This window comes from Vibrio sp. Vb1337 (assembly GCF_033338715.1).
Classification (GTDB): domain Bacteria; phylum Pseudomonadota; class Gammaproteobacteria; order Enterobacterales; family Vibrionaceae; genus Vibrio; species Vibrio alginolyticus.
Window position 1 is genome coordinate 118618 of the sequence record NZ_JAWOTD010000008.1, and the last position, 22643, is coordinate 141260.

General features: G+C 45.9%; 19 protein-coding genes. 3 read left to right on the plus strand and 16 right to left on the minus strand.

Translation table 11 applies throughout. From position 1 onward, the window contains the following. Positions 1–75: 75 nt before the first annotated feature. The gene (gene artP, locus R7E42_RS11250) at positions 76–804 is read right to left on the minus strand and encodes an arginine ABC transporter ATP-binding protein ArtP (protein WP_086013014.1); all 729 of its coding nucleotides are present in this window, start codon (positions 802–804) and stop codon (positions 76–78) included. A gap of 422 nt (positions 805–1226) precedes the next feature. Between artP and R7E42_RS11255 the strand changes: the two genes are divergently transcribed. Together R7E42_RS11255 and R7E42_RS11260 are read left to right on the plus strand one after the other, a co-directional pair. Beyond that, entirely contained in the window at positions 1227–3461 is a 2235-nt protein-coding gene (locus R7E42_RS11255) for a hypothetical protein (RefSeq protein ID WP_136976438.1), read from the plus strand. Between the two features lie 141 nt (positions 3462–3602). Next, the gene (locus tag R7E42_RS11260) at positions 3603–4598 is read left to right on the plus strand and encodes an ABC transporter substrate-binding protein (RefSeq protein ID WP_318072669.1); all 996 of its coding nucleotides are present in this window, start codon (positions 3603–3605) and stop codon (positions 4596–4598) included. 82 nt (positions 4599–4680) lie between these two features. Here the strand turns inward: R7E42_RS11260 and R7E42_RS11265 are convergent, their stop codons facing one another. The 7 genes from R7E42_RS11265 to R7E42_RS11295 form a co-directional block, all read right to left on the minus strand. Continuing rightward, positions 4681–5058: a nuclear transport factor 2 family protein gene (locus R7E42_RS11265; RefSeq protein WP_031777276.1), complete on the minus strand. Its 378-nt coding sequence runs from the start codon at positions 5056–5058 to the stop codon at positions 4681–4683. A 142-nt stretch (positions 5059–5200) separates the two neighbouring features. Continuing rightward, positions 5201–5932 (minus strand): DUF3726 domain-containing protein, encoded by a 732-nt coding sequence (locus R7E42_RS11270; protein ID WP_053307776.1) that lies wholly within the window; start codon positions 5930–5932, stop codon positions 5201–5203. Then, a complete protein-coding gene (locus tag R7E42_RS11275; RefSeq protein WP_258498052.1) occupies positions 5929–7665 on the minus strand; it encodes a hypothetical protein in 1737 nt (578 codons plus the stop codon). The genes R7E42_RS11270 and R7E42_RS11275 overlap by 4 nt, the downstream gene beginning before the upstream one ends. A 101-nt stretch (positions 7666–7766) precedes the next feature. Beyond that, the gene (locus tag R7E42_RS11280; RefSeq protein WP_213876120.1) at positions 7767–9368 is read right to left on the minus strand and encodes a BCCT family transporter; all 1602 of its coding nucleotides are present in this window, start codon (positions 9366–9368) and stop codon (positions 7767–7769) included. A gap of 109 nt (positions 9369–9477) precedes the next feature. Continuing rightward, positions 9478–10467 carry a membrane dipeptidase gene (locus R7E42_RS11285; protein WP_053303711.1) on the minus strand — a complete coding sequence of 330 codons (990 nt, stop codon included), beginning with the start codon at positions 10465–10467 and terminating at the stop codon, positions 9478–9480. Between the two features lie 69 nt (positions 10468–10536). Then, positions 10537–11997 (minus strand): aldehyde dehydrogenase family protein, encoded by a 1461-nt coding sequence (locus tag R7E42_RS11290; RefSeq protein ID WP_318072670.1) that lies wholly within the window; start codon positions 11995–11997, stop codon positions 10537–10539. Between the two features lie 73 nt (positions 11998–12070). Then, positions 12071–12469: a RidA family protein gene (locus R7E42_RS11295; RefSeq protein WP_005375789.1), complete on the minus strand. Its 399-nt coding sequence runs from the start codon at positions 12467–12469 to the stop codon at positions 12071–12073. 155 nt (positions 12470–12624) lie between these two features. On the opposite strand from R7E42_RS11295, the gene R7E42_RS11300 reads away from it, so the two are divergent. Next, positions 12625–13515, plus strand: coding sequence for a LysR family transcriptional regulator (locus R7E42_RS11300; RefSeq protein WP_005375788.1), 891 nt, complete (start codon positions 12625–12627; stop codon positions 13513–13515). An 80-nt stretch (positions 13516–13595) separates the two neighbouring features. Here R7E42_RS11300 and R7E42_RS11305 read toward each other — a convergent pair whose 3' ends face one another. The 8 genes from R7E42_RS11305 to mmsB all read right to left on the minus strand — a co-directional run bounded on the left by R7E42_RS11305 (position 13596) and on the right by mmsB (position 22639). Next, complete coding sequence (locus tag R7E42_RS11305; protein WP_318072671.1) at positions 13596–14702, minus strand: NADH:flavin oxidoreductase; 1107 nt, start codon at positions 14700–14702, stop codon at positions 13596–13598. 663 nt (positions 14703–15365) lie between these two features. After that, entirely contained in the window at positions 15366–16280 is a 915-nt protein-coding gene (cyoE, locus tag R7E42_RS11310) for a heme o synthase (RefSeq protein WP_033906955.1), read from the minus strand. Continuing rightward, a complete protein-coding gene (gene cyoD / locus R7E42_RS11315) occupies positions 16241–16552 on the minus strand; it encodes a cytochrome o ubiquinol oxidase subunit IV (RefSeq protein ID WP_005375783.1) in 312 nt (103 codons plus the stop codon). Before cyoD ends, cyoE begins: the two co-directional genes overlap by 40 nt. Continuing rightward, entirely contained in the window at positions 16552–17154 is a 603-nt protein-coding gene (gene cyoC, locus R7E42_RS11320) for a cytochrome o ubiquinol oxidase subunit III (protein WP_005375782.1), read from the minus strand. The genes cyoD and cyoC overlap by 1 nt, the downstream gene beginning before the upstream one ends. After that, the gene (gene cyoB / locus R7E42_RS11325; RefSeq protein ID WP_005375781.1) at positions 17144–19180 is read right to left on the minus strand and encodes a cytochrome o ubiquinol oxidase subunit I; all 2037 of its coding nucleotides are present in this window, start codon (positions 19178–19180) and stop codon (positions 17144–17146) included. The genes cyoC and cyoB overlap by 11 nt, the downstream gene beginning before the upstream one ends. Positions 19181–19185: 5 nt before the next feature. Then, on the minus strand, positions 19186–20067 hold the full coding sequence (gene cyoA, locus R7E42_RS11330) for a ubiquinol oxidase subunit II (RefSeq protein ID WP_005388604.1): 882 nt from the start codon (positions 20065–20067) through the stop codon (positions 19186–19188). Positions 20068–20864: 797 nt separating this feature from the next. After that, positions 20865–21623, minus strand: a complete 759-nt coding sequence (locus R7E42_RS11335) for an SDR family oxidoreductase (RefSeq protein ID WP_053349980.1) — start codon at positions 21621–21623, stop codon at positions 20865–20867. A 110-nt stretch (positions 21624–21733) separates the two neighbouring features. Continuing rightward, positions 21734–22639: a 3-hydroxyisobutyrate dehydrogenase gene (gene mmsB, locus R7E42_RS11340; protein WP_005375775.1), complete on the minus strand. Its 906-nt coding sequence runs from the start codon at positions 22637–22639 to the stop codon at positions 21734–21736. Positions 22640–22643: the final 4 nt, after the last annotated feature.

Consider the following 22643-nt stretch of genomic DNA (forward strand, 5'->3'; position numbering starts at 1 on the left):
GTGTACTTAGTGGGCTGACACTCGCAATGACAGCCGAGCTTATCTGTTAAATAGACTGAACTTTAAAAACGTGATTTAGTGATTTAAGTAGTCAGCAAACTGGGCGGTTTGCGGGTTAGAAAACGAATCATTTGTGCCGTGCTCAACGATGTGTCCTTTTTCTAAATACAGTACGTGACTAGCGATTTTCTTGGCGAAATCCACTTCGTGCGTCACAACTACTTGTGTAATTCCGGTTTCGCTTAAATTTTTAATAATCTTAACGACTTGGTTAGTAATTTCCGGATCAAGCGCAGCGGTCGGTTCATCAAAAAGCAAGACTTCCGGTTTCATCATCAATGCACGAGCAATCGCCACACGTTGTTGCTGACCACCAGAAAGTTGCATCGGCCATGCATCCGCTTTGTCTGCCAAATGCAGCGTCGCAAGAATTTGCATTGCCTGCTTCTTCGCTTCTTCTTTATCCATGCCAGCGACTTTTACCGGAGCCTCAATCAGGTTCTCCATCACTGTCATGTGTGGCCATAGGTTGTACTGCTGGAACACCATGCCTACTTTACGACGAAGTGCTAAACCTTGTTTCTCTTTGATTTCAGTAGAGAAATCAAAAACATCATTTGCGATGTTTAGCTTGCCGTTATCCGCACCTTCAAGAAGGTTAAGAACACGTAGTAGAGAGCTCTTCCCTGCACCACTTGGACCAAGTAACACCAGTGTTTCGCCGCTTTCACACTTAAAGCTGACATCGTGAAGCACTTGTGTCTCACCGTAGGATTTATTGATTCCGCTTACCTGAATAGTCATGCTGACATACCGCATTAATTGTCACTTGGCATTTATATTACTCAAAAGGATTTTTTATGCAATAAAAATGTATAAAAATTAATTTTGTTAAATTTTTGTATGATAAGCAATCAATACAACAGAGAATATGACTGGTTTAATCAGTTGGTTTTAACTGAAATTGTTGATGAAAATCCAACAATATGATGGCAATCGAAACAAGGTTAAAATTCTGGTTACTTTTGTGCTTGTGTAGACGGAATTTTGAGTCTTTGAGCGTACTACACCCGACGCAGACCTTCTCATTTTTGCCGGGCTCCCCTCGATTTCCGGTAAAGCCTTCTATCGGCGGGTTCCTGATTAGGACTTTGTGAATGGACTATAATTTCTCTTTGTATTCTGGCCTTTAATTCGAGTCATCTAAGTATGAGTGAGATAACCCCATGTTGAAGTCGCATTGTTTTTCTCTCATTGCACTTGCTTCTCTGAGCTTACTTTCTATACCCAGCGTTTGGAGTAGAACAGCAATCGTGTTACCTGGATTGCATGAACAGGGTATTGATCTTCAAGATAAGCCTATCTCTGCTGTGGCTACACGTGAATGGGAACTGGATCATGCTGATATCGTGTTTGGAGCTTACAAAGATAAGAGTGATAACGAGCGTGTAAAAGCGCTTGGTTACATGTACAACCAAAAGCTGGAACTTAACTCAGGTTGGCTGGAAAACGATATACGTAACCAAGCAGAACTGAATGGAATTGACTACGAAGATTTCTTTCTCCACTTTTCTGAAGACACTATCCTAGCTGAAGTCGACTCAAGCCATGGTGAAAATACCTTACTCAATCGAAAACCGATGATCGTTGGCTATACCGCCAGCGCTGACCACGCCGGCTTTTGGCTATATCAACCACCGCCATGGGATGCTGATGTATTTGGCCAGGCGAATAATGGTGGAGCCCTCTATGTCTATCACTCAGAGAAGTTCGACCGCTTAGCCTTTACGTTCTCTCAGTTTGCTCAAGGCGGCAGCTTCACGATTGAATACCCTTCTGCTATCGACTCGTTTGGTCGGGTAACAGAATGGAAACGCTTCGCGATTAAAAAAGACAAAACTGAGAACATGACTAAAAACCAAACAGTAAACTGGTCTGTTCCTTCGGATTGGGTTCGCGCTACAACGCATGATGGTAGCGGAAAAACTTATGGTGGCGGTCAGTACTTTGGCTCCACCTTTTTACGCGACGGCGGCCGCCTTTACTTTGCGAAAATTACTTGGCATGACGGCAACATAGAAAACCGCCCACGTCTCGAAAACATTCAACTCAAAAATAGCTTCCCTGCCGTCAATATCTCAGGAGCACCAACGGAGACACCGGAAGGCCAAACCATTCAACGCTGGCGTAAAATTCGTGGCTTCGACAAATCTGCAGATCGAAACCAAGACAATTATCTTTCTTGGAATGAATACAAAAACCGTTCGAATAAGAATGCAACGGCCCGATTTCGTTGGGAGTCACGGGTTATTCCATTTGGTCGTATGTGGAATCAAACCTCTTCTTGGGCATTGACCAATCTCGGTAATCCCGTTTTTACCAATACAATGCGCCACTATTACCAAGCTGAATGGGCGAAACAAGGTTTAAATGGTGCGTACAACGACGATACGAATAAGTTACTCGGTGCAAATCAGTTCTACATATATTCCGGAGGCACAGTGGATGAACTTGGTTTGGTGGCGGGTAGCCAAGCTGCTGACGATGCTTACAAAGCGCAATTCTCGGCGTTCTTGAATAAACTGGCAACGCTGGATGAAGATGCGTTAATTGGCCTCAACATAGGTACGGCAAACTTATTCGGTCGTAATGGGCAAAACCACTTGGTTAACGCTGGCTCCTTGTACTTGCGCGAGCACTACCTTTTCCCTGCTACCGGCTTTAGTGGCTATGCTGGCTTGGCTAAATTTTGGGATAACTCTGCACTCGCCAAAGCGGGTCAGAAAGTGATTTATCAAGCGACCACGCGTTATGGTCGAGTTCAATACTTTGGCAACACTGAGGATAACTGGAAACAGGACCAATACTCTGCACTAGCGGTGTTCTACTTAAACTATCACCCTGAGCGCAGTTACTTTAATCAGTGGAACAATGGCTACTTATATGGAAGTAATAACACAACAGGTGACAACTTCTGGAAAGCAGGCGTACCAAAGAATATTGCTTATCAACCTAGCACCTTGCTTGCCGTTGATTTGGGAGAGCCTGCCAATCAAACACCAGAGGGATATCAGGCGACTCCGGTAATGATGTCCACCAGCACGCCCTATCCTGCCGATTACACAGTCATTGGAGATGCTTCTATGAGCAAAGTGGCTCATCCTGACTTGCCCAATGGCTCTATCGATTTGTTACCAACCCATACGTACTTTGCGTATCACTCAGACGATACGGTAGTGATGCATGGCCCTACAGAGATGGTGTTAGCCCGAGAATTCACCAAAGGCAGAGTTCTGTATCGAACTGATTTCTTTGGCAAGAATATCGATTATTTCACCTCACCGAAGATGACAATCGCGCTTCCAGAGCCTATGCGACCTGTAGATCAAGACGGTAACATCGGCGACTATGTTTCTCATATTGAGATTGGCGGCTACGAAGGAGTGTTCTTGCTACATTAACTCCCTTTCAACCCCTCTCACCAAACGCTTCATAAATCGCCGTTTTTATGCTCAACGTCACTGAAAAAAACTTGTTCACTGAATCTTTATAAACCGATGTATATACTGAAGTAAATGACAACGACAAGGAAATTCAGTCACATGAAGACGACACCTTCAATGCTCTCTGTTCTGCTGCTATCAGCATTATCTACTCATGCAAATGCGGACGAATGCGGAAAAATAACTATCGCAGACATGAATTGGAATTCGGCCAGCTTAATGGCGCACATCGACCAATTTGTCTTAAATGAAGGCTACCAGTGCGATGCGGAATTGATCCCTGGTGATAGCGTTCCTACGGGCACCTCTATGATTGAAAAGGGGCAACCTGACGTTGCGCCAGAGTTATGGACAAACGGCATTAAAGAAGCACTTGATAAAGGGATTGCGGATAAACGCTTGCGTATCGCTAGTGAATCGCTTGTCAATGGCGGTGAAGAAGGGTTTTGGGTTCCCGCCTATCTGGTAAAACAGTATCCAGAGCTCGCGACGATAGAAGGCGTCATCAAGCACGCCAAACTATTTGAACACCCAGAGGATGATGACAAGTTCGCCTTTTATAGCTGCCCTGCTGGTTGGACATGCCAAATCACCTCCGGTCACTTGTTTAATGCATTAGGGTTAAGTGAGCACGGCTTTGAGATGGTTGACCCAGGATCTGGCGCAGCATTAGCTGGCACCATCGCCAAAGCCTATGATCGCAAAATGCCTTGGTTTGGTTACTACTGGTCACCGACCCCCGTATTGGGCAAGTATGATATGGTCAAAGTGGATTTTGGTAGCGGAACAGATTTAGAAGAGTATCGCAACTGTACCACTCAGCCTGATTGCGCTTCACCAAAAGTAACAATGTACCCACCTTCTCCAGTTCGCACAGTAACAACTGAGGCATTTGCGAACAAAGAACCCCAAGCATTCGCGTACTTGCAGAAACGCGGATTTACCAACGAGCAAATGAGTGAAATGCTGGCCTGGATGGAAGATAACTACGCAGATGGTGAAGAAGCGATGTTTTACTTCTTTAATACCTACCCTGACTTATGGAAAGGTTGGGTATCTGAAGACGTAGCGATGAAGATCGAAAAAGCACTCTAGTGATTGACGTCTAACTCGTACCAAATAATTTAGCCTCCCATACCGTTTGAATAAATAGTATTGGAGGCTAATCAACGATTCGTTAATACATGGTGTGACCATTCAATGTTTCTTTAGGAATCTCTTGCAGAGCGTCCCAATGTTCGACGATTTTCCCATTATGATCAAAACGAAAGAAATCCATCGTCACGTATTCAATATCATTAGGCCATGTTTGGTGCGTGTGTAGTGCCACCAAATTCCCTTCAGCAATGGCTCGCACAAACGTAATATCTTTATCGGGATACTCATTTTGCATCCGCTCAAAATACTCTATAAAAGCCTCGGGACCATTTCCAACTAATGGATTGTGCTGGATGTACTCATCACCTACGTAGTCTTCAACTGCCTTTCTTGGGTTACCTCTATAGGCGGTTTCGTAAAACGCAATGGCATTTCTTTTATTCTCTTGCAGATCCATTTTTCTTACCTGTGTTGCTCCATCTTGCGGATAACGGTAATCATAGTCTTTGAACTTCAGAAGTGACTGAACATCGCGCACAAAAAAGGCCGCTAAACAGCAGCCTTCATCACTTCTACTTGGAATCATCGCCTTTCATAGCTTAAACCACACCACCAGCACCGAGCATAGAACGCTCACTGTTCTCCACCAGCAACGCGGTTGCGGTTTGTTTCAGTGTTTCCCATTCTTGGTCTTCGACAAAGATACCATTTTGCCAAGAAGCTTGTTGCGTACGGCTTAACTCATCGCCTTCAATGTGGGTGGTATATCCTTGTGCACTTTTCTCGATATCGAAATCGTTCACGGAGAGCTCGATAACCATACTATGCAAATCCGTATCATGCCCATCAAACTGATCCGAGAAAAAGACTTCTGGTGCGATTCGTCCGCGGTTTAACACATAAAGCGTTCGCTTGGGACTAGAGCCATTGACCCATTGTGCGCGACACGCGATGCCTTTTGCAGAGAGCTTCAACAACTCACTAAAACCTAGCCAACGGTTATGGCACTGCGTCAACGTGATAGTAATCGACTTACGGTTAATCATTTTCTCAAGTGCGAAATCCAACACAGCGGGTAAATGACACGCTACACTCCCGTTGTGCAGTTCTACCTCTATGTTTGACGGCGTACTGTTGGTCACCGATACGGCGCAGTCTGAATCTAACCCAAGAAACAGACTGGCGTTATTAAAATGACGAACTCCATGTAAGCCAACCATTTGCAAGTCCGCCACCATGTTCGCAATGACATCCGCCTCACCACAGTGACGGCGCATGCCAAGAAATGCCTTATTAACCGCGGCCACCAATTCGTTGTGAGAGACGATCATAATGCAAATCCTCCACTGATTTTTTGATTATCACTTTGCGCAATTTCGTCACGTGGCGGCATGCTAGGGAAAATCCATGTGTCTGCCAGTTTAGGGTCGTGAATTTCATCTAACAACGGCGCACCTTGGAAGAAAGTTACTCGAACCCAACGATCCGAGCGCGGATCAAACTTAGTCGCGCCAAAGATCGCCAATTTACAGCGCAGTAAGTGCATTGGTAACGCATCTTTACGCAGCACATTCATTTGAATATCCCCCATCGCACGGTTGCCTAGCGTCCATACGCGACGTGTGATCGAACGATAAGCCGGTTTTTGCAATAGAAACTCTGCTACGGACATTTCTACATCACAGTCAAGCAAGGCCTGGTACAAGCGATTCACTTGTCTGCCGATATCAAGCGGCAGTTCTTTTTCTTCTCCAGCCTCTTCCCCGCGAACACCAAGCCTTGGCTCTTCTTTATCTTGTGAGCGATACCAGAACCAGTAGTTGTTCTCGGCTAGTGAGTAATCCGCATCAATCGCCCAGCGGTACTTGCTTTGCAACACTTCCAGTAAATCTTGGATCTTTTTCCCGCCCGGAATAGATAACGTTTCATCCGTATTCATTTGGCTAGCAAATTCATCCACTAAAGATGGGTAGAGTTCGATCAAGCAAGAGGTGAGGATTTCTTGGGCTTCCACACTCATTGTTTTCTTATGCTCGACCAAACTCGCCCAGTTCGGATGTAATTCCATTAACGTTGTTAGCTTCGATAGCAGTTGTTTGATGTCTGCTATCGCTTGATGATTGAGCCTGTCTTGATGTTCATTGATGGTGATGACTTGCTCTAAATGACGCTGTGCTTTTTGCAGCAATCCTTGCAAAGGAGCATGGAACGACGCTTCACATGGCATGGCAAAGACTCGCGCTACCGCACGTTCGCGAGAGGTCATCCATTGGTCAACGATGCACGGGTGATTAATCAAGTATGGAGCCATGCCTAAGCCAGTCGCATTGCCGACACCAAGGTAGCGCTGCAAGCCACGATGCAAAGCCACCGCGTTGTCGCCACCTTGTTGAAGTGCCAGATAGTGCACCCAATCTAGGCTGAATTCACGCAACATATATACTGCACACATTTGCGCACTAAAAGACTGGCTGAAATCTGAGTTGTTCTCTAACAGTTTGAAATCGGCGATACCAAACTTTCCGTTACCATAAACAGCTGTGGTACGCAGGATATAACCCACTTCCGCTAACTCTTTCGGCTCAGGCTGCTCGCCTTGAGAAAGCGCGCTAACAATGTGCTCAAACACGCGCACACTTTTGTTTGCGCGAGCAAGAACAAGTACGTTGTTTGGATTACGTCCCGCTTCTTGCAGCGGTACATTTTCTCGCAATCTTTCCAACAAAGTAACATCAACATCGCCTTGAACCAGTGCAAATGTGACGTCCCACTTTTCAGCAATTACGCGATCATTACGCTCGTCGTCGGCAATTTCATCACAGAATACCACCAAATGATAAACGTGCTCTGGCGTGGTCAATTTGTAAATCACATGACCATAACCACGAGGACAAAGCTGCCACTCATGCTTGGTTACTTGCCAGTTTTGGCTTGCCATATTACGAATCAGACTGCGAACAAAGCTGATTCGGTTTTGGTGCATTGCGCCAAGCCTTTCGGCTGCCATGACAATCGCTGCATCGCGCATAGTTGCTTCCGTATAAGTAGAACGATGTGCATCCATTTTGCTCACCACCTATTTGTTATTGTAAGAATACTAGGGTTTGTGCGGATGCAGGAGGAAAACACCCGCACAAGCTCCACGTTGTTTGAATTGGATAATTGTTATAGCCCTTGCTCTTTCGCCATTTTGATTGCAATTTGTGGCGCATTCCAAAGTGACGGTAACAGAATCAACGAAACCGGAACCGCGGTAATAACAATGAAAGATTGCAGAGCAGAGATGCCACCAGAGCCAAGAGAAATCAGGATTAGTGCCGTCACACCCATCATTACTCCCCAGAAGGTACGGATGATCGCATTCGGCTCCGTTTCACCACTGATCACGACACTGATTGTGTAGGTCATTGAGTCGCCCGTCGTGACGATGAAGATCGTGGTTAAAATCAGAAATAGAATTGAAGTCAGCATTGGCATTGGTAGTTGCTGAGTCACTGCAAGCAAAGCACCTGGCAAGTTAAAGCCTTCAAACGCCGCACTCACGCTACCCGGTTCAGCAATTTCAAACGCAAGGCCTGAGCCGCCCACAATCGTGAACCAAAAACAGGTGGTTAACGGAGCCACAATACTGATGGTGGAAATAACTTGGCGAATAGTGCGACCACGGGAAATACGCGCAATAAAGATTGCCATCATCGGACCATAACCCAGGAACCAGCCCCAGAAAAATACTGTCCACCAACTTAGCCAACCTTCGTCACCGCGATAGGTCGCCATTGGGATAAAGTTATCCAGCATGCTCCCTACACCTTGAATATATCCGTTAAAGATAAAATTCGTAGGGCCAAAAAACAGGATGTAAACCATCAATGCCATTGCCAGAATCACGTTGTAACGACTAAGCAGTTGCATGCCTCGGCTTAATCCACTGAGTGCTGACAAGGTGTAAAGCGCAATCGCAAACAAGATGATGATAAGCTGAGTGGTAAAGCCATCAGGGATATCAAACAACGCATTTAACGCGTAGCTAACCTGCAAGCCCAGAAACCCAATTGGACCAATGGTGCCCGCGGCTACCGCGATAATGCAGCATGCGTCAATCAATGCACCGAGTTGGCCTTTAAGTGCTCGTTCGCCCAAGACTGGGTAAAGCAAAATACGGGGTTTTAGTGGTAAACCTTTGTCGTAATGTAGGTGCATCACCACGATGGAAGTTAAGCTACCTACAATCGCCCAAGCTAGAAAGCCCCAGTGCATAAAGGATTGCGACAACGCATTCACCGCACCTTGCTGCGGGTTATCTTGCGCGCCGTACAAAGGAGGTGGGCTAACATAATGCGCGATAGGCTCAGCCGCGGCCCAGAAAACGCCACCACCAGCCAATAAGGTACAGAAAATAATCGCCATCCAGCGGAAAGAATCCATTTCTGGTTTTGCAATCCCGCCCAACATCACCTTGCCTGTTCGCCCTGCAGCCAAGCCAAGACCAATAAGAAAAGTGAGAAGCAGCAGTAACTGCCAGTATGGGCCAAATACCTGAACTGCCCAGCTAAAACCGGCGTTAACGATTGTAGATAACAGCTCGCCGTCATAAAGTGCAATAGCAACGAACAACGCGATGAAACCACCGCTATACCAAAAGGCCGGGTTATTCAGTCCTAATTTGTCCGTCGTGTTTTCTGTTGTTGATGTGTTGTGTTTTGCTTTTGACTTGCCCGATGACACGCTCATCGTGGAAGCTTTCATGCTATTGGTTAAATCAGACATACTCTGGCTCCAGAGGTTCTTTGCAGCAGCCAAAGACTGGCTACAAATGTGAGTTTTACGCCTGCCGTATTGTTATTATGTGGGCAGGCGGTTCCTACTTTGGGGAATGCTATGAAATAGGCTCTAATCCTTCTTTAAGGAAGTTGAACCAGTTTTCACCCAATATTTTTCCAGCCTCAGATTCACTGAATCCGTGACCCATTAATCCGTTGTAGATGTTCTCCATCCCTGCGCTGCCGCAGAACCATGGCAGCGCATCTGGCCATCCCGAGTTACTTGCTGAACCTTCGCCGTAATCCATCGCTTTTGACCAACGACCGTTGCGCATCCACTCCAACACTTGTTGCGGCTGATTTAGGCACAAATCGCTACCGATACCTAAATGGTCAACGCCAAACATGTCTGCGGTTTTCGCAACCATCTGGCAGAAATCATCCAGCGTGCACTGGCTGCCATTTGGCAAATGGAACGGATATAAACTGAATCCAATCAAACCACCGCGCTCCGTCAGTGCTTTGATCACGGTGTTAGACTTGTTGCGCAGTGCGTCATGCGCAAACGTCGGGTTAGCATGGCTGATACAAATTGGACGCGAAGAGAGCTCGATAGCTTCCAACGTCGAACGCTCCGCGCTGTGGGACATATCAATGATCATCCCGACTCGGTTCATCTCTTCAATCGCTTGCTTACCAAAGCGAGTTACACCTGAATCGTTTTGTTCGTAACAACCTGTCGCTAGTAAGCTTTGGTTGTTGTAGGTCAGTTGCATGATCAGCAGACCTTGGCGGCGCATCACTTCAATCAGACCAATTTCATCATCAATCGGTGAGCAATTCTGCGCGCCGAAGAAGATGCCGACTTTGCCTTCTGCTTTGGCTTTTTCTACATCTGCCATTGAATAAATAGGCATGATGAGGTCCGCATTTTGCTCGAAGCGCAAGTTCCATTCAGCAAAACGCGTTAAGGTTTCGCGCGCAGTTTCGTGGTAGACGATGGTGGCATGAACGGCGGTAATGCCACTCGCCTTAAGCGTTTGGAAATACTCTCGATCCCAATTGCAGTACTGCAATCCGTCAATCACAATCCGTTGTTGGTACATAACCACTCCTTAAACAATTTCTTAGCCTTTTCGTGCGGGCAACTGACACCATCAGTTACCCAGCCGATCTTAGTAAGGACGCTGATAAGCGGTTTTCACTACGGTGTAGAACTCTTTGGCGTACTGACCTTGCTCACGAGGACCAAAGCTAGATTCTTTACGGCCACCAAATGGAACGTGATAATCTGTACCCGCAGTTGGCAAGTTAACCATGACGCAGCCCGTTTGGACTTGCTGTTTGAAGATCGCGCTATTGCGCAGACTTTGCGTGATAATGCCGCCTGTCAGGCCAAAGCGCGTATCGTTCGCGACTGCAATTGCCTCATCCAGATCAGAAACGCGAATCACGCTTGCCATTGGTGCAAAGACTTCTTCTTGGTTCACTTCCCAGCTGTTTTGTGTGTTCAAGAACAGGGTTGGTGACATGTAGTACCCGTCATGATCTAGGCTCAGACGCTCGCCACCAAAAGCCAGCTCTGCGCCCGCTTGGCGCGCGTTTTCGATCCACTCAAAGTTCGCATTCAGCTGGTTACCATCAACAACAGGACCCATGAATACGCCCTCTTCTAGTGCGTGACCCACTTTTAATTCGCTCATGCGTTTGATTAGCGCTTCAACATACGCGTCGTGAATTCCGTCCATAACCACAAGACGAGAAGACGCGGTACATTTTTGACCTGCACCCGAGAATGAGCCTGCGATTGTGGCTTCAACGGCAATTTGAATGTCTGCATCATCTGCCACTACGAGCGCGTTTTTGCTGCCCATCTCTAGCTGACAACGCACAAAGTTTGGTGCCGTAGCCGCTGCAACTTTACGGCCAGTGTCCACAGACCCAGTGAAGCTCACGCCGTTCACATCTTTCGAATTGATAAGGGTATTACCGACTTGCGAACCGCTACCCAAAACGAGGTTAAACGTGCCAGCAGGTAAACCTTGGCGATGGATAATCTCTGTCAGCGCAACGGCACTTGCTGGGGTTAGGTTGGCAGGCTTCCAGACGACGCTGTTGCCAAACGCAAGTGCTGGCGCGATTTTCCAAGCCGCTGTTGCTGTTGGGAAGTTCCAAGGAGAGATAATGGCGATAACGCCGACGGCTTCGCGAGTAACTTCAACGGAGACACCTGGACGGACGGAAGCAGCGCTATCGCCAATTTGACGCAGAACCTCAGCAGCAAAGTATTGGAAGAATTGGCCAGCACGGTAAATCTCACCTCGACCTTCAGCAAATGGCTTACCTTCTTCACGCGAAAGCAAGGTGCCCAATTCGTCACATCGTGCAATGAGCTCATCACCAATCGCTTGTAGCACTGCTTGCTTGCGCTCGATTGGTGTTTTTTCCCACTCTGGCTGCGCTGATTTAGCCGCTTGAATCGCTTGCTCTACTTGCGACACACTCGCTTGTGCGAAATCGCCAATGTTTTCGCTGATATCAGAAGGGTTAATATTGGCGATGGTGTCCATGCCCGATTGCCATTCACCTGCTATATAGAGGGATTTTTCTGCTTGAACATTGTTAATAAAAGTCATGGTTCTTTCCTTGTTCTTCCGATTTGTGATGGCAAGCCACCCACTCACTGATCTCTAATTGTTCTTATTGGATTTATTCTGGTTGGCTTGCCGACGCGTAGACGACAAACTCCACCAACATCTCTTCTCGCGCTAACCCTGCAACCACCATGGCGGCGCGATTTGGGTACGGCGCTTCAAAATATTCCGCGTACACTTGGTTAACGGTCTTTAAGTATTCTCTGTCGGTCACATAAATCAGGACCTGCAACACCGAGTCCAAAGACTCCCCTGCACACTCCAGGGTGTGAATGAGATTGTTAAAGGTTTGACGTGTTTGTGCTTCGATACCGCCTTCCACAACCGCGCCTGTGTCATCAATAGGAATTTGAGCCGTATACAGGGTTCCGTTGTTGACTATCGCCCATTCAAGCGGCGCTTTAGAAGCAAATAGACTGGTTTTAACTGGGTGTTTTTTAGTAGGAGTATTCACGTGCCTTTCAACCTTTGTAACAGCTTTGTTTCAATATGGTTAAATGATGCACATTGACAGGCGATAAATCTAACGGTAAATTTTTGACATTTGATAAATTAAACTTATCACTCTATTTAAAATAACGTAAATAAAGGGATTAAGAGGCATTAGGGATGAGTATTAAGCTTCAACAATTAATGCATTTTGTGATGGTAGTCGAGGAAGGAGGCTTTCGAGCCGCTTCACATCGTGCAAATCGTTCTCAGGCGGCACTGTCCACATCGATAAAAGAGCTTGAAAAAATTCTAGGGCAAACGCTGTTTGAACCCGGAAACAAAACCAAATTGACCCCGTTTGGTGAAATTTGTCTGCCCAAAGTGGTTCAGTTTCTCAATATCTACAGTGCGCTGGACAACGATCTCAAAGCTGCCGCGGCCGGACAGCAAGGGAGAGTGCGAATTGCGAGCGTTCCTTCTGTTGCAGCGAAACTCATCCCGAGCGTGTTGGGTGCCTTTTGCGAGCAGTATCCAAATGTAGAAGTAAGCTTGATCGATGATAACGCGGCGGGCGTCGAGGCTCGCTTACTCTCCGGTGAAGTCGACTTAGCGCTCGGTAACCCCTCTCACCTCGATGAGGGCGGCATTGACTTTACGCCGCTGTTAGCCGATCCAATAGGCGTGGTGTGTTTAAAGGACAACCCTATTGCGAGTCATCCAGAAGGAATCGAGTGGCAAACTTTGTTGGAACAACCCTTTATCCGTAACGGCACTTGTACACTTCTAGATCCAACCCCAGCAAGAGCTCTGAGTCAGCAAGCGCTCTATTCGGTCGAAAATATTACTTCGCTATTTTCTGTCTTAGAACTTGGGATTGGTGTCACGACCCTACCGAAGCTTGCTTTCCCAACCAATGAAACACGCTTGGTTTGGATTCCGCTTATCGATCCACCACTTGAAAGGCAAATTGGTATATTTACGTTAACCGATCGCACGATCTCGCCTCAAGCTAAAGCATTTCACGATCTTTGTGTACATTATTTAAACTATCAAAAAGAAGATAAATAATGGTTCGATTAACATGCGGATAATTAAAAGCCTCCATATTCAGAGTGGAGGCTAATTTGTATTTGTGTATTCGCTTCGTTCTATTTTTTGCGACGATTTCGGTTCTTATACACCACGCAAAAGTTACCACGCTTGGTACGACACTTTGAGCAACGTTCACAATCTACTGGTGCGCGATTGCCTTCTTTCCAACGTTTGATCAACTGTGGCTCAGCCAATAAAGGGCGTGACACAGCAAAAAATTGGATACCTGTGTTTTCTGCAATTTTCTCAATCGCATCAATGTCGCTCAGCCCGCCGACAGTAATCACCGGTATGCTAACGTCCTGACTGATCACGTGACCATATTCGTGAAAGTAACCTTCTTCTTGTAGTGTGTAACCATCGAACGTTTGACCAACAAGTTCGTTTGCTTTGCCGTGAATATTGCCAGACACGACGATCGCATCAACGCCTACTTCTTCAAGTTTCTTACAGACGACGCGAGTTTCATCGAACGTTAAACCGCCGTCAAAGAACTCTGTTGCCGTCAGTTTTACGAGGATGGGAAATTCGCTTCCAACCAGCTTTCTGGTTTCAGAATAAATTTCTAAAAGAAAGCGCATGCGATTTTCTAAGTCACCACCATATTCGTCTTCTCGACGATTATAGTACGGGCTTAAAAACTGGTTAATTAAATAAGTGTGCGCCGCATGAATCTCTACGCCGTCAAAACCAGCGTCTTGAGCACGTTTACTCGCCAATGCGAATGCCTTTACGATGTAGTCTATTTCGTCCTTTGTCATCGCTTTGCCTTGCGTATTTGTACCACGCTCAGGCACGTCACTCGGAGCGAAGATGACACGCTCACCGACGTTATGGGTGGTTTTGGTGCCACCGTAAGCAATTTGCATCACGATTTTAGAATCTTGTTGATGTACTAGCTCTGTTAGCTTTTTGTATTCTTCAATAAAAGAGTCGTTGTAGATCCCCATCATACCTGCGTTGGGTTTCTCTTCTTCAACGATATTGGCATAACCCGTGACAATAAGCCCAACTTCCCCTTTCGCAAGCGTTTCGTAAATATCGTAAAGCTTTACCGTCATGTGACCATCTTCGGTCGCCATGTTCTCCCACGTTGCGCTTCGCACAAAACGGTTCTTTAGGATCATGTTGCCAATGCGGGCTTCGGAAAACAAAATGCTCAAAACCAGTCCTCTTAAAGTTGTCTTTATGTTTTATCTTTTCGCAAGTAAACAAGATCGAAAAAGGAACAGCGATACACGATGTATGGCTGTTCCTTCTCTGAATCCTTGAGACCTGCAAACTACAGGCGCACCTTAATGCCTCGGAGACGACAAAACTTTAATCTGGGTTAAGGTTTAGTGAGTTTTTAGATTATGTAAAAGGATGATTCTTAATCGTGTTCATTTCACTGGAGTTAAGATGCTTCCTCTCCCACTTTCAGTAGTAAAACTTGTGTATTTCGCTAGCAGGTGATTCAACTCAAACATTCACATTGTTAGTTTGTATGCTGCTATGAGAACTAGCACTCCCCCCCAAATGTTTACATTACAAACTGTCGATATTGAATTCTCATATGGTAAGTAGAGTTATTGCGCTGTTTATACTTTTAGCTTAATCGTCGCTATCTCTTGGCATTATTACGCGTCAGCGGAAACGCGCGATCTACTATGTTTTACACGCTGGTTGTTTTTGCTTTTAGATATGAATACGTGATAGTGAAGCTAGAGGAGGAACAGGGAAAACAAAGGACAATAGAAAGTTAAATGACCTTACTTCTAGGTAAGGCCATTGATGCATTCAGCAGCACAAGATATTAGCGCGTAGCAAACGCTTAGGTCTGGTTGTTACAGAGCTAGAGGAATCAACTCGACACCAAGCACACCACTGATCCCCATCACCACTAGCAGTGAGACTTTAAACACCGACTTTGACCAAGCGATATAGTTGTTGTCATCAATGCTGCGAAAGGTCACTTTCGTCCACATAAAGCAAACAACCGCTGCAACCGCTAAGTATTCATACCCGGCTTCACCTAGTAAAAATAACCCCAATGATGCTGCTCCAAACGCCACGACATACGCTTTCATGTGTCGATGCGCTTTATGAATACCTTCTTTAACTGGCAATACGGGAATCCCGGCTTCTCGGTAGTCTTGCATGCGGAACATGGCAATGGCATAAGAGTGCGGCATTTGCCAGAGACAGAACATGGTAAAGAGTAAAATCGCTTCCAAGCTAATGAAGTTTGTTACCGCCAAGTAACCCACCAATGGCGGAACTGCGCCTGAGATACTTCCCACTAAGGTTCCATACACCGAGTTACGTTTGTACCACATCGTGTAAAAGAACACGTAATACACGTAGCCAAGCAACACGACGACAGCGGATAGTGGGTTCACTCGGATAAATAACAGTGCGGTTCCTACCAGCAATAAAGCAAGTGCATAAACAAACGCAATATCGATATTGATGTTGCCTTTCACTGTTTCACGATTTCGTGTACGTGCCATCTTTTGGTCGATATCACGATCGAAAATATTATTCACCACACAACCTGAAGCGATGACTAACCCAACACCAACTAACGTCGTAACGAACAGCATTAGACTGGCTGGTTCTGTTTTTGCGGCGAGGAAGAACCCCGCCGCAACAGAAATCAGGTTGCCGAAAATAATGCCCGGTTTAGTGATAGACAAATAACTTTTCAGCATGCCTTGACCTACAACTTCATGTTGACGTTCATGTTGTAGATGATCCATACCGAGCCAGCGATAAGGATAAGTACAACAATGGCGGTAAACATCAGTGATACAAGATTCCAACGTCCGTCGGATGTTTTTGTTTCCATGTGCAAGAAGTATTTAAAGTGAACAAATATCTGCACTAATGCACATCCAAATAGAATCGCATAGGTCGTTGTATCTGGTAATGATTTCGTCCAAACAAAGTAGAACGGAATTACCGTCAGAATCAGTGAGGCAATAAAGCCTTTCACGTAATCTGACGAACTGGTTTCTACATGTTGATCCATTACATTACCCCCAGTAAGTAAACGATGGTAAAGACACAAATCCAAACGATATCTAGAAAGTGCCAGAATAGGCTTAAGCAGTTAAAGCGCATTGCCATATTGTCGTTCAGACCTTTCGTCGACAGTTGATGATACGCTACCGCTAACCAAATCAGACCAAAGGTTACGTGCAGGCCGTGCGTACCAACCAACGTAAAGAATGCCGACAGGAATGCACTTGTTTGGGGCCCATAGCCTTCTTCAATCAGGTGATGGAACTCATAGACCTCCATACAGATAAAGCCAAGACCAAGCGCGAACGTGACTAACATCCAGCGTTTGAGACCAGCAACGTTGTTGCGCTTCATCGCGATAATGCCAAAACCAAATGTGATACTGCTAAACAGCAGCAGCATGGTTTCGACAAACACGAATGGGAGTTCGAAAATGTCTTTACCTGTTGGGCCTGCAATTGAATTGCTCGACAGCACAGCGTACGTCGCGAACAAGGTCGCAAACAATACACAGTCACTCATCAGGTAAACCCAGAAGCCAAATAGCTTGTTGCCATTCGTGTCATGGTGGTGATCATGGTCGTGATGTGCTGCGATATTAGTTTGCATACGTCACCTCCAGATCATCTTTACTTTCGCTGTCTTTCACTGAGTTTTTCTTCGCTTCTTCAAGCTGAGCTCGACGTTCGGCCTCAATTGCTTTGATCTCTTCAACTTCCACGTAGTAATCCACATCATCGTTATAGCTATGCTGAATACACGTCACGATAATACCGACCAAACTTGCCGCCGCTAGCCACCAGATGTACCAAATCATGCCGAAGCCAAATAGGAGCGACCAAGCCGACACGTAGATGCCTGTTGCCGTGTTTTTTGGCATATGAATACGTTCGTATTCCACTTCTTTAGTTGGATCGAACTCGCCACTTTGTTTCTGGTACCAGAAGGCATCCAGCACATCACCTTTTGGTAGGTGCGCAAAGTTGTAGAACGGCGGTGGAGACGATGTTGCCCACTCAAGAGTACGACCACCCCACGGGTCACCAGTTAAATCACGGTTTTGCTCGCGGTCACGGATACTCACGTAAATTTGGATGAACTGAGACAATACGCCCAGCGCAATCACAACCGTACCTGCTGCGGCAATCGACAACAGTGGGAAGTATTCTGGGTTGATGTCTTGGCTTAAACGACGAGTCATCCCCATGAAGCCCAGCGCGTAAAGCGGTAAGAACGCCATTAAGAAACCAATAATCCAAAGATAGAACGCGCGTTTGCCCCAAGTTTCATTCATGGTGAAACCGGTCGCTTTCGGGAACCAGTAAGTGATCGCAGCGAAACATCCAAACACCACACCACCGATGATAACGTTGTGGAAGTGAGCGATAAGGAATACTGAGTTATGCAGAACGAAATCTGCGCCCGGAACAGCCATTAGTACGCCCGTCATACCACCAACAGTAAAGGTGATCAGGAAACCCACCGTCCACATCATTGGCGTCGTAAAGCGGATGCGGCCTTTGTACATCGTGAATAGCCAGTTGAAGATCTTCACCCCTGTTGGGATAGAAATGATCATCGTGGCAATACCGAAGAAGGCATTTACGTTCGCGCCAGACCCCATCGTAAAGAAGTGGTGTAGCCAAACGACAAAGGCAAGAATCGTGATAACTACGGTAGCCCAAACTAGCGATGTGTAACCGAACAACTTTTTACGTGAGAAGGTTGCGGTGACTTCTGAGAACACACCAAAAATTGGCAAGATCAAAATGTACACTTCTGGGTGGCCCCAAGCCCAAATCAGGTTGACGTACATCATTACGTTGCCGCCAAGATCATTGGTAAAGAAGTGCATGCCTAGGTATCTATCCAGCGTAAGCAGAGCGATAGTCACCGTTAGGATTGGGAATGAAATGATGATCAAAATGTTTGCACATAGAGATGCCCAAGTGAAAACTGGCATCTTCATCATTGGCATAGACGGTGTACGCATACGCAAAATGGTCGCGAAGAAGTTCACGCCTGTTAACGTCGTACCAACACCTGATATCTGCAGCGCCCAAATCCAATAGTCGACCCCGACTCCTGGGCTAGCCTCAATACCTGAAAGCGGCGGATACGCTAGCCAACCTGTACGACCAAATTCACCTAAGCCGAGAGACATGTTTGTTAGGATGACACCTACAACAAACAGCCAGAAGCTCAAGTTATTCAGATACGGGAAAGCTACGTCACGCGCACCAATCTGCAATGGCACGATGATGTTCATCAGACCAATGACCAATGGCATCGCTACGAAGAAGATCATGATCACGCCATGGGCAGTAAAAATTTGATCGTAGTGATGCGGTGGTAAGTAACCTGCTTCACCCGCAGAAGAAAGGAGTTGCTGACTACGCATCATGACTGCGTCAGCAAAACCACGAACAAGCATCACCATCGCTACTGCGATGTACATGAAGCCAAGTTTTTTATGGTCTACTGAAGTAAACCATTCATTCCACAAATATTGCCACTTTCCGGCTTTGGTCACCGCGTAAACTACGGCTAAACCAACCAGCGCCACAACCGCTAGGGTGATGACAATAATAGGTTCGTGGAATGGAACTGAATCAAGAGTTAATCTTCCAAACATTACGATTATCCTTGGTTTTCAGGCAAACAGTTCATTGAACCAGGATGCTGAGTCACAACGTCGGTGAACAAGAACGGAGGAACGCTAGAGAACAAAGTGACTGGCTCTGCGATACTTGGCGCTGCCAGTGAGCTGTATTGCTCCCAATCTTCAATACGATCAGGGCTCGCCTTCACTTTCTGCACCCAATTTAGGAACGCAGCACGATCAGACATTGCTGAAGCTGTGAACTTCATTTGCGAAAAGCCTTCGCCGCTGTAGTTCGATGCAAAACCCTTATAGTCACCTTCGTGGTTCGCTATGAGGTTGAGCTTGGTTACCATGCCTGGCATCGCGTAGATCTGTGTACCTAAGCGAGGGATGAAAAAAGCGTTCATGATGTTGTCCGAAGTCAGTTTGAACTGCACTGGCACGTCTTTCGGGAACGCCACATAGTTCACCGTCGCAATGTTTTCTTCTGGATAGATGAACAACCATTTCCAATCGAGTGACACCACTTCGATGGTCATTGGTTTAACATCACTTTCCAAAGGTTTGGATGGCTCTAGTTCATGAGTCGAACGCCATGTGATCGTCGCAAGAATCGCAATGATGATGATTGGAATTGTCCATACCACCACTTCGATTTTGGTCGAGTGTGACCACTCGGGTGCGTACTCTTCTTCAGTGTTAGAGGCGCGGTATCGGTAAGCGAAGTAAATCGTCATTAAAATCACAGGGATTACAACGATCAACATCAGCAAAAGAGCAGTAATAATTAACTCTTTTTCTTGCACACCAATGGCACCTTTGGGGTCAAGTAAAGCTGAATTACATCCTGAGAGCATAAGTATGACGGACGCCAAACTTCCCCTCGACAAGATGCGTTTATATCTTGAGGCTTCCATTAACTTTCTCGATGGTTGTCTGGTTTCAAAGCAGATGCCAATCAAAGTAAATAAGAGCTCACAAATAGCGCAGAGGTAATGTATGAGAACAAGAAAAACTTCGATAAGTAGTTATTCTACTTACAATTTTTCAACTTCGTCATCAAGCATTTAACCAGCTAGAATGAACCGTTATTTACTACGATACGATTGGTATCAAGCCAAGAACCAGTTGTTATAGTCATTAGAATGTTTATGTGTTGAGCATGAGTAACGTCGGGCTCAGAGCGAAACAAAACGGAATTGAGTGGAGATCAAAACCACACTCTTAGTGTGAGTTTATTGTTACACTTTGAAACACTATGTTACATTTGGCGCATTATGAGGAGTAAAAAGTTAAAGCTCATTAGCCACAACTGGAAACTAACCTTCCATTAATGGAAGTTACACACTTTAAATAGAATATTAACCTCAACACGAATTTCTCGTGCTTCAACAATTAATTATTTAAAAACAAACAGTTGAAACTAAAAATTGATGAGACTGACTATCAACTTCATTTACGCAGATAGCCTTAGTGAGAAGCGGAAACTAAAAAACCAAAAGTGTGATCAGAATCAAATTAATGATTTCACTTAATATTTGAGTGGTATTTACATCTCTTTATTGGATTGCGAGAAATCATTCTCAAGGTAAATCCAAACATAAGTTGTAAATACATTTGGGTTGCGCAGAATTAGCACTCCACAACATAGAAAATGTTGAAATGGAAAGAAACTTATTATTCAGGTCTATCAGAGCCTTATTTCAGTGGTCACTTACATACGAATGCCTCCATCCACTTCTAAAACCCTGCCAGTAAAGTAATCACTCTCAATAATGTATTTTACTGCATGCGCGATTTCGCTTGTTTCGCCCATCCTGCCAACTGGGATCATCTTTTCTAATCGCTCTATGGCTTCGGGTTTCATTTGCTCTGCCATCGCGGTATGTACTACACCTGGTGCAACCGCCGCCGCGCGAATACCGTATCTTGCGAGCTCACGGGCCCATGTTGTCGCCATGGTCGCGACCGCCGCTTTAGATGCAGAATAATTGGTTTGTCCGATATTCCCTGCTCTCGCAACACTAGAAATATTGATGATAACGCCTTGGGAGCCACTCTCAATCATCTTGACGGCCGCTTCACGCCCACACAAAAATGTTCCTGTCACGTTAACGTTCATGACCAAATTGAATTGATCCAAAGACATCTTACTGATCACGCCATCTTTTGCTTTTACAAGTAGTCCATCTCTTAATACGCCAGCGTTATTGACTAACCCATTGAGTTGACCAAAATCTTGGATAATCGCTTCAAACGTGGTTTCAACGTCGATTTCGTTGGTGACATCCACTTGATATGTCAACGCTTTCGCACTCAGCATTCGACACTGCTCTTGTGTTTCCATTAAGCCACTGGCGTTTACATCCAACAACGCTAAATCAGCGCCAGCTTGAGCAAAGGTAATGGCCATCATTTGCCCAAGCCCCTGCCCTGCTCCTGTAATGGCAATAACACTACTTTTTATGTCCATATTGGTGCACTCCATAGCTCGTAATGTTCTCTATCTCAACCAGTCTAAGTTGGCCGAAATGATGCGCATTTTAGGTCACCATCTCGGGCTGGTTTGTCACAAAACTCGGTCTAGCCTTTCTTACTCTTGTATAACTCAAATAAGCTTGAGAAATCGAGCTCGCCGTGGCCGCTCGCGTTGTGGAAAGAATATAAGTTGCGCGCTAACGACCCCATCGGAACCGAAGAATGTGTTTGTAACGCCGCATCTAACCCCAAGCCGAGATCTTTTAGCATGAGTTTGCTCATAAAGCCCGGCTGGTAATCGTGACTGGCTGGCGCACTGTCCATCACACCTGGGCAAGGATTGTAAAGCTCCAATGCCCAATTTCGGCCAGAGCTTTGCAGCATGATGTTTGATAGCACTTTTGGATCGAGTCCATGATCGATACCTAGGTTTAATGCCTCGCACGTACCAGACATTAAAATGCCGAGCATAAGGTTGTTACAGATTTTCGCCATTTGACCATCGCCTGCTTTGCCAGCATGGAAAACATTTTTTCCCATATACTGCAAAATGGCATTGGCTTTAGAAAACGCTTGATCCGAACCACCAACAATAAAGGTTAATGTCGCCGCTTTAGCGCCAGCAACGCCCCCCGAAACGGGTGCGTCGACAAACAACACGCGTTTATTTGCCGCTTCATTGGCGACTAATCGCGCGGAGTCCGGATCAATGGTTGAACAATCAATCATCAAGGTACTTGGCGAGACAAGGTTGAGGACACCTACGCCACCATGTAAGTCGCCAAGATACACGGAACGAACGTGAGATCCTGCTGGTAGCATCGTGATGACTGTGCTTGCACCATCTACTACCTCTTCGATAGAGCTCGCCACCACGGCACCAAAAGGTACTAGTTGCTTTGCGGCTTCGCTATCGACATCGAATACTTGCACGTTAAATCCAGACGCGAGTAAGTTTTGCGCCATAGGATGCCCCATTCTTCCTAAACCGATAAATGCGATGGTACTCATGATC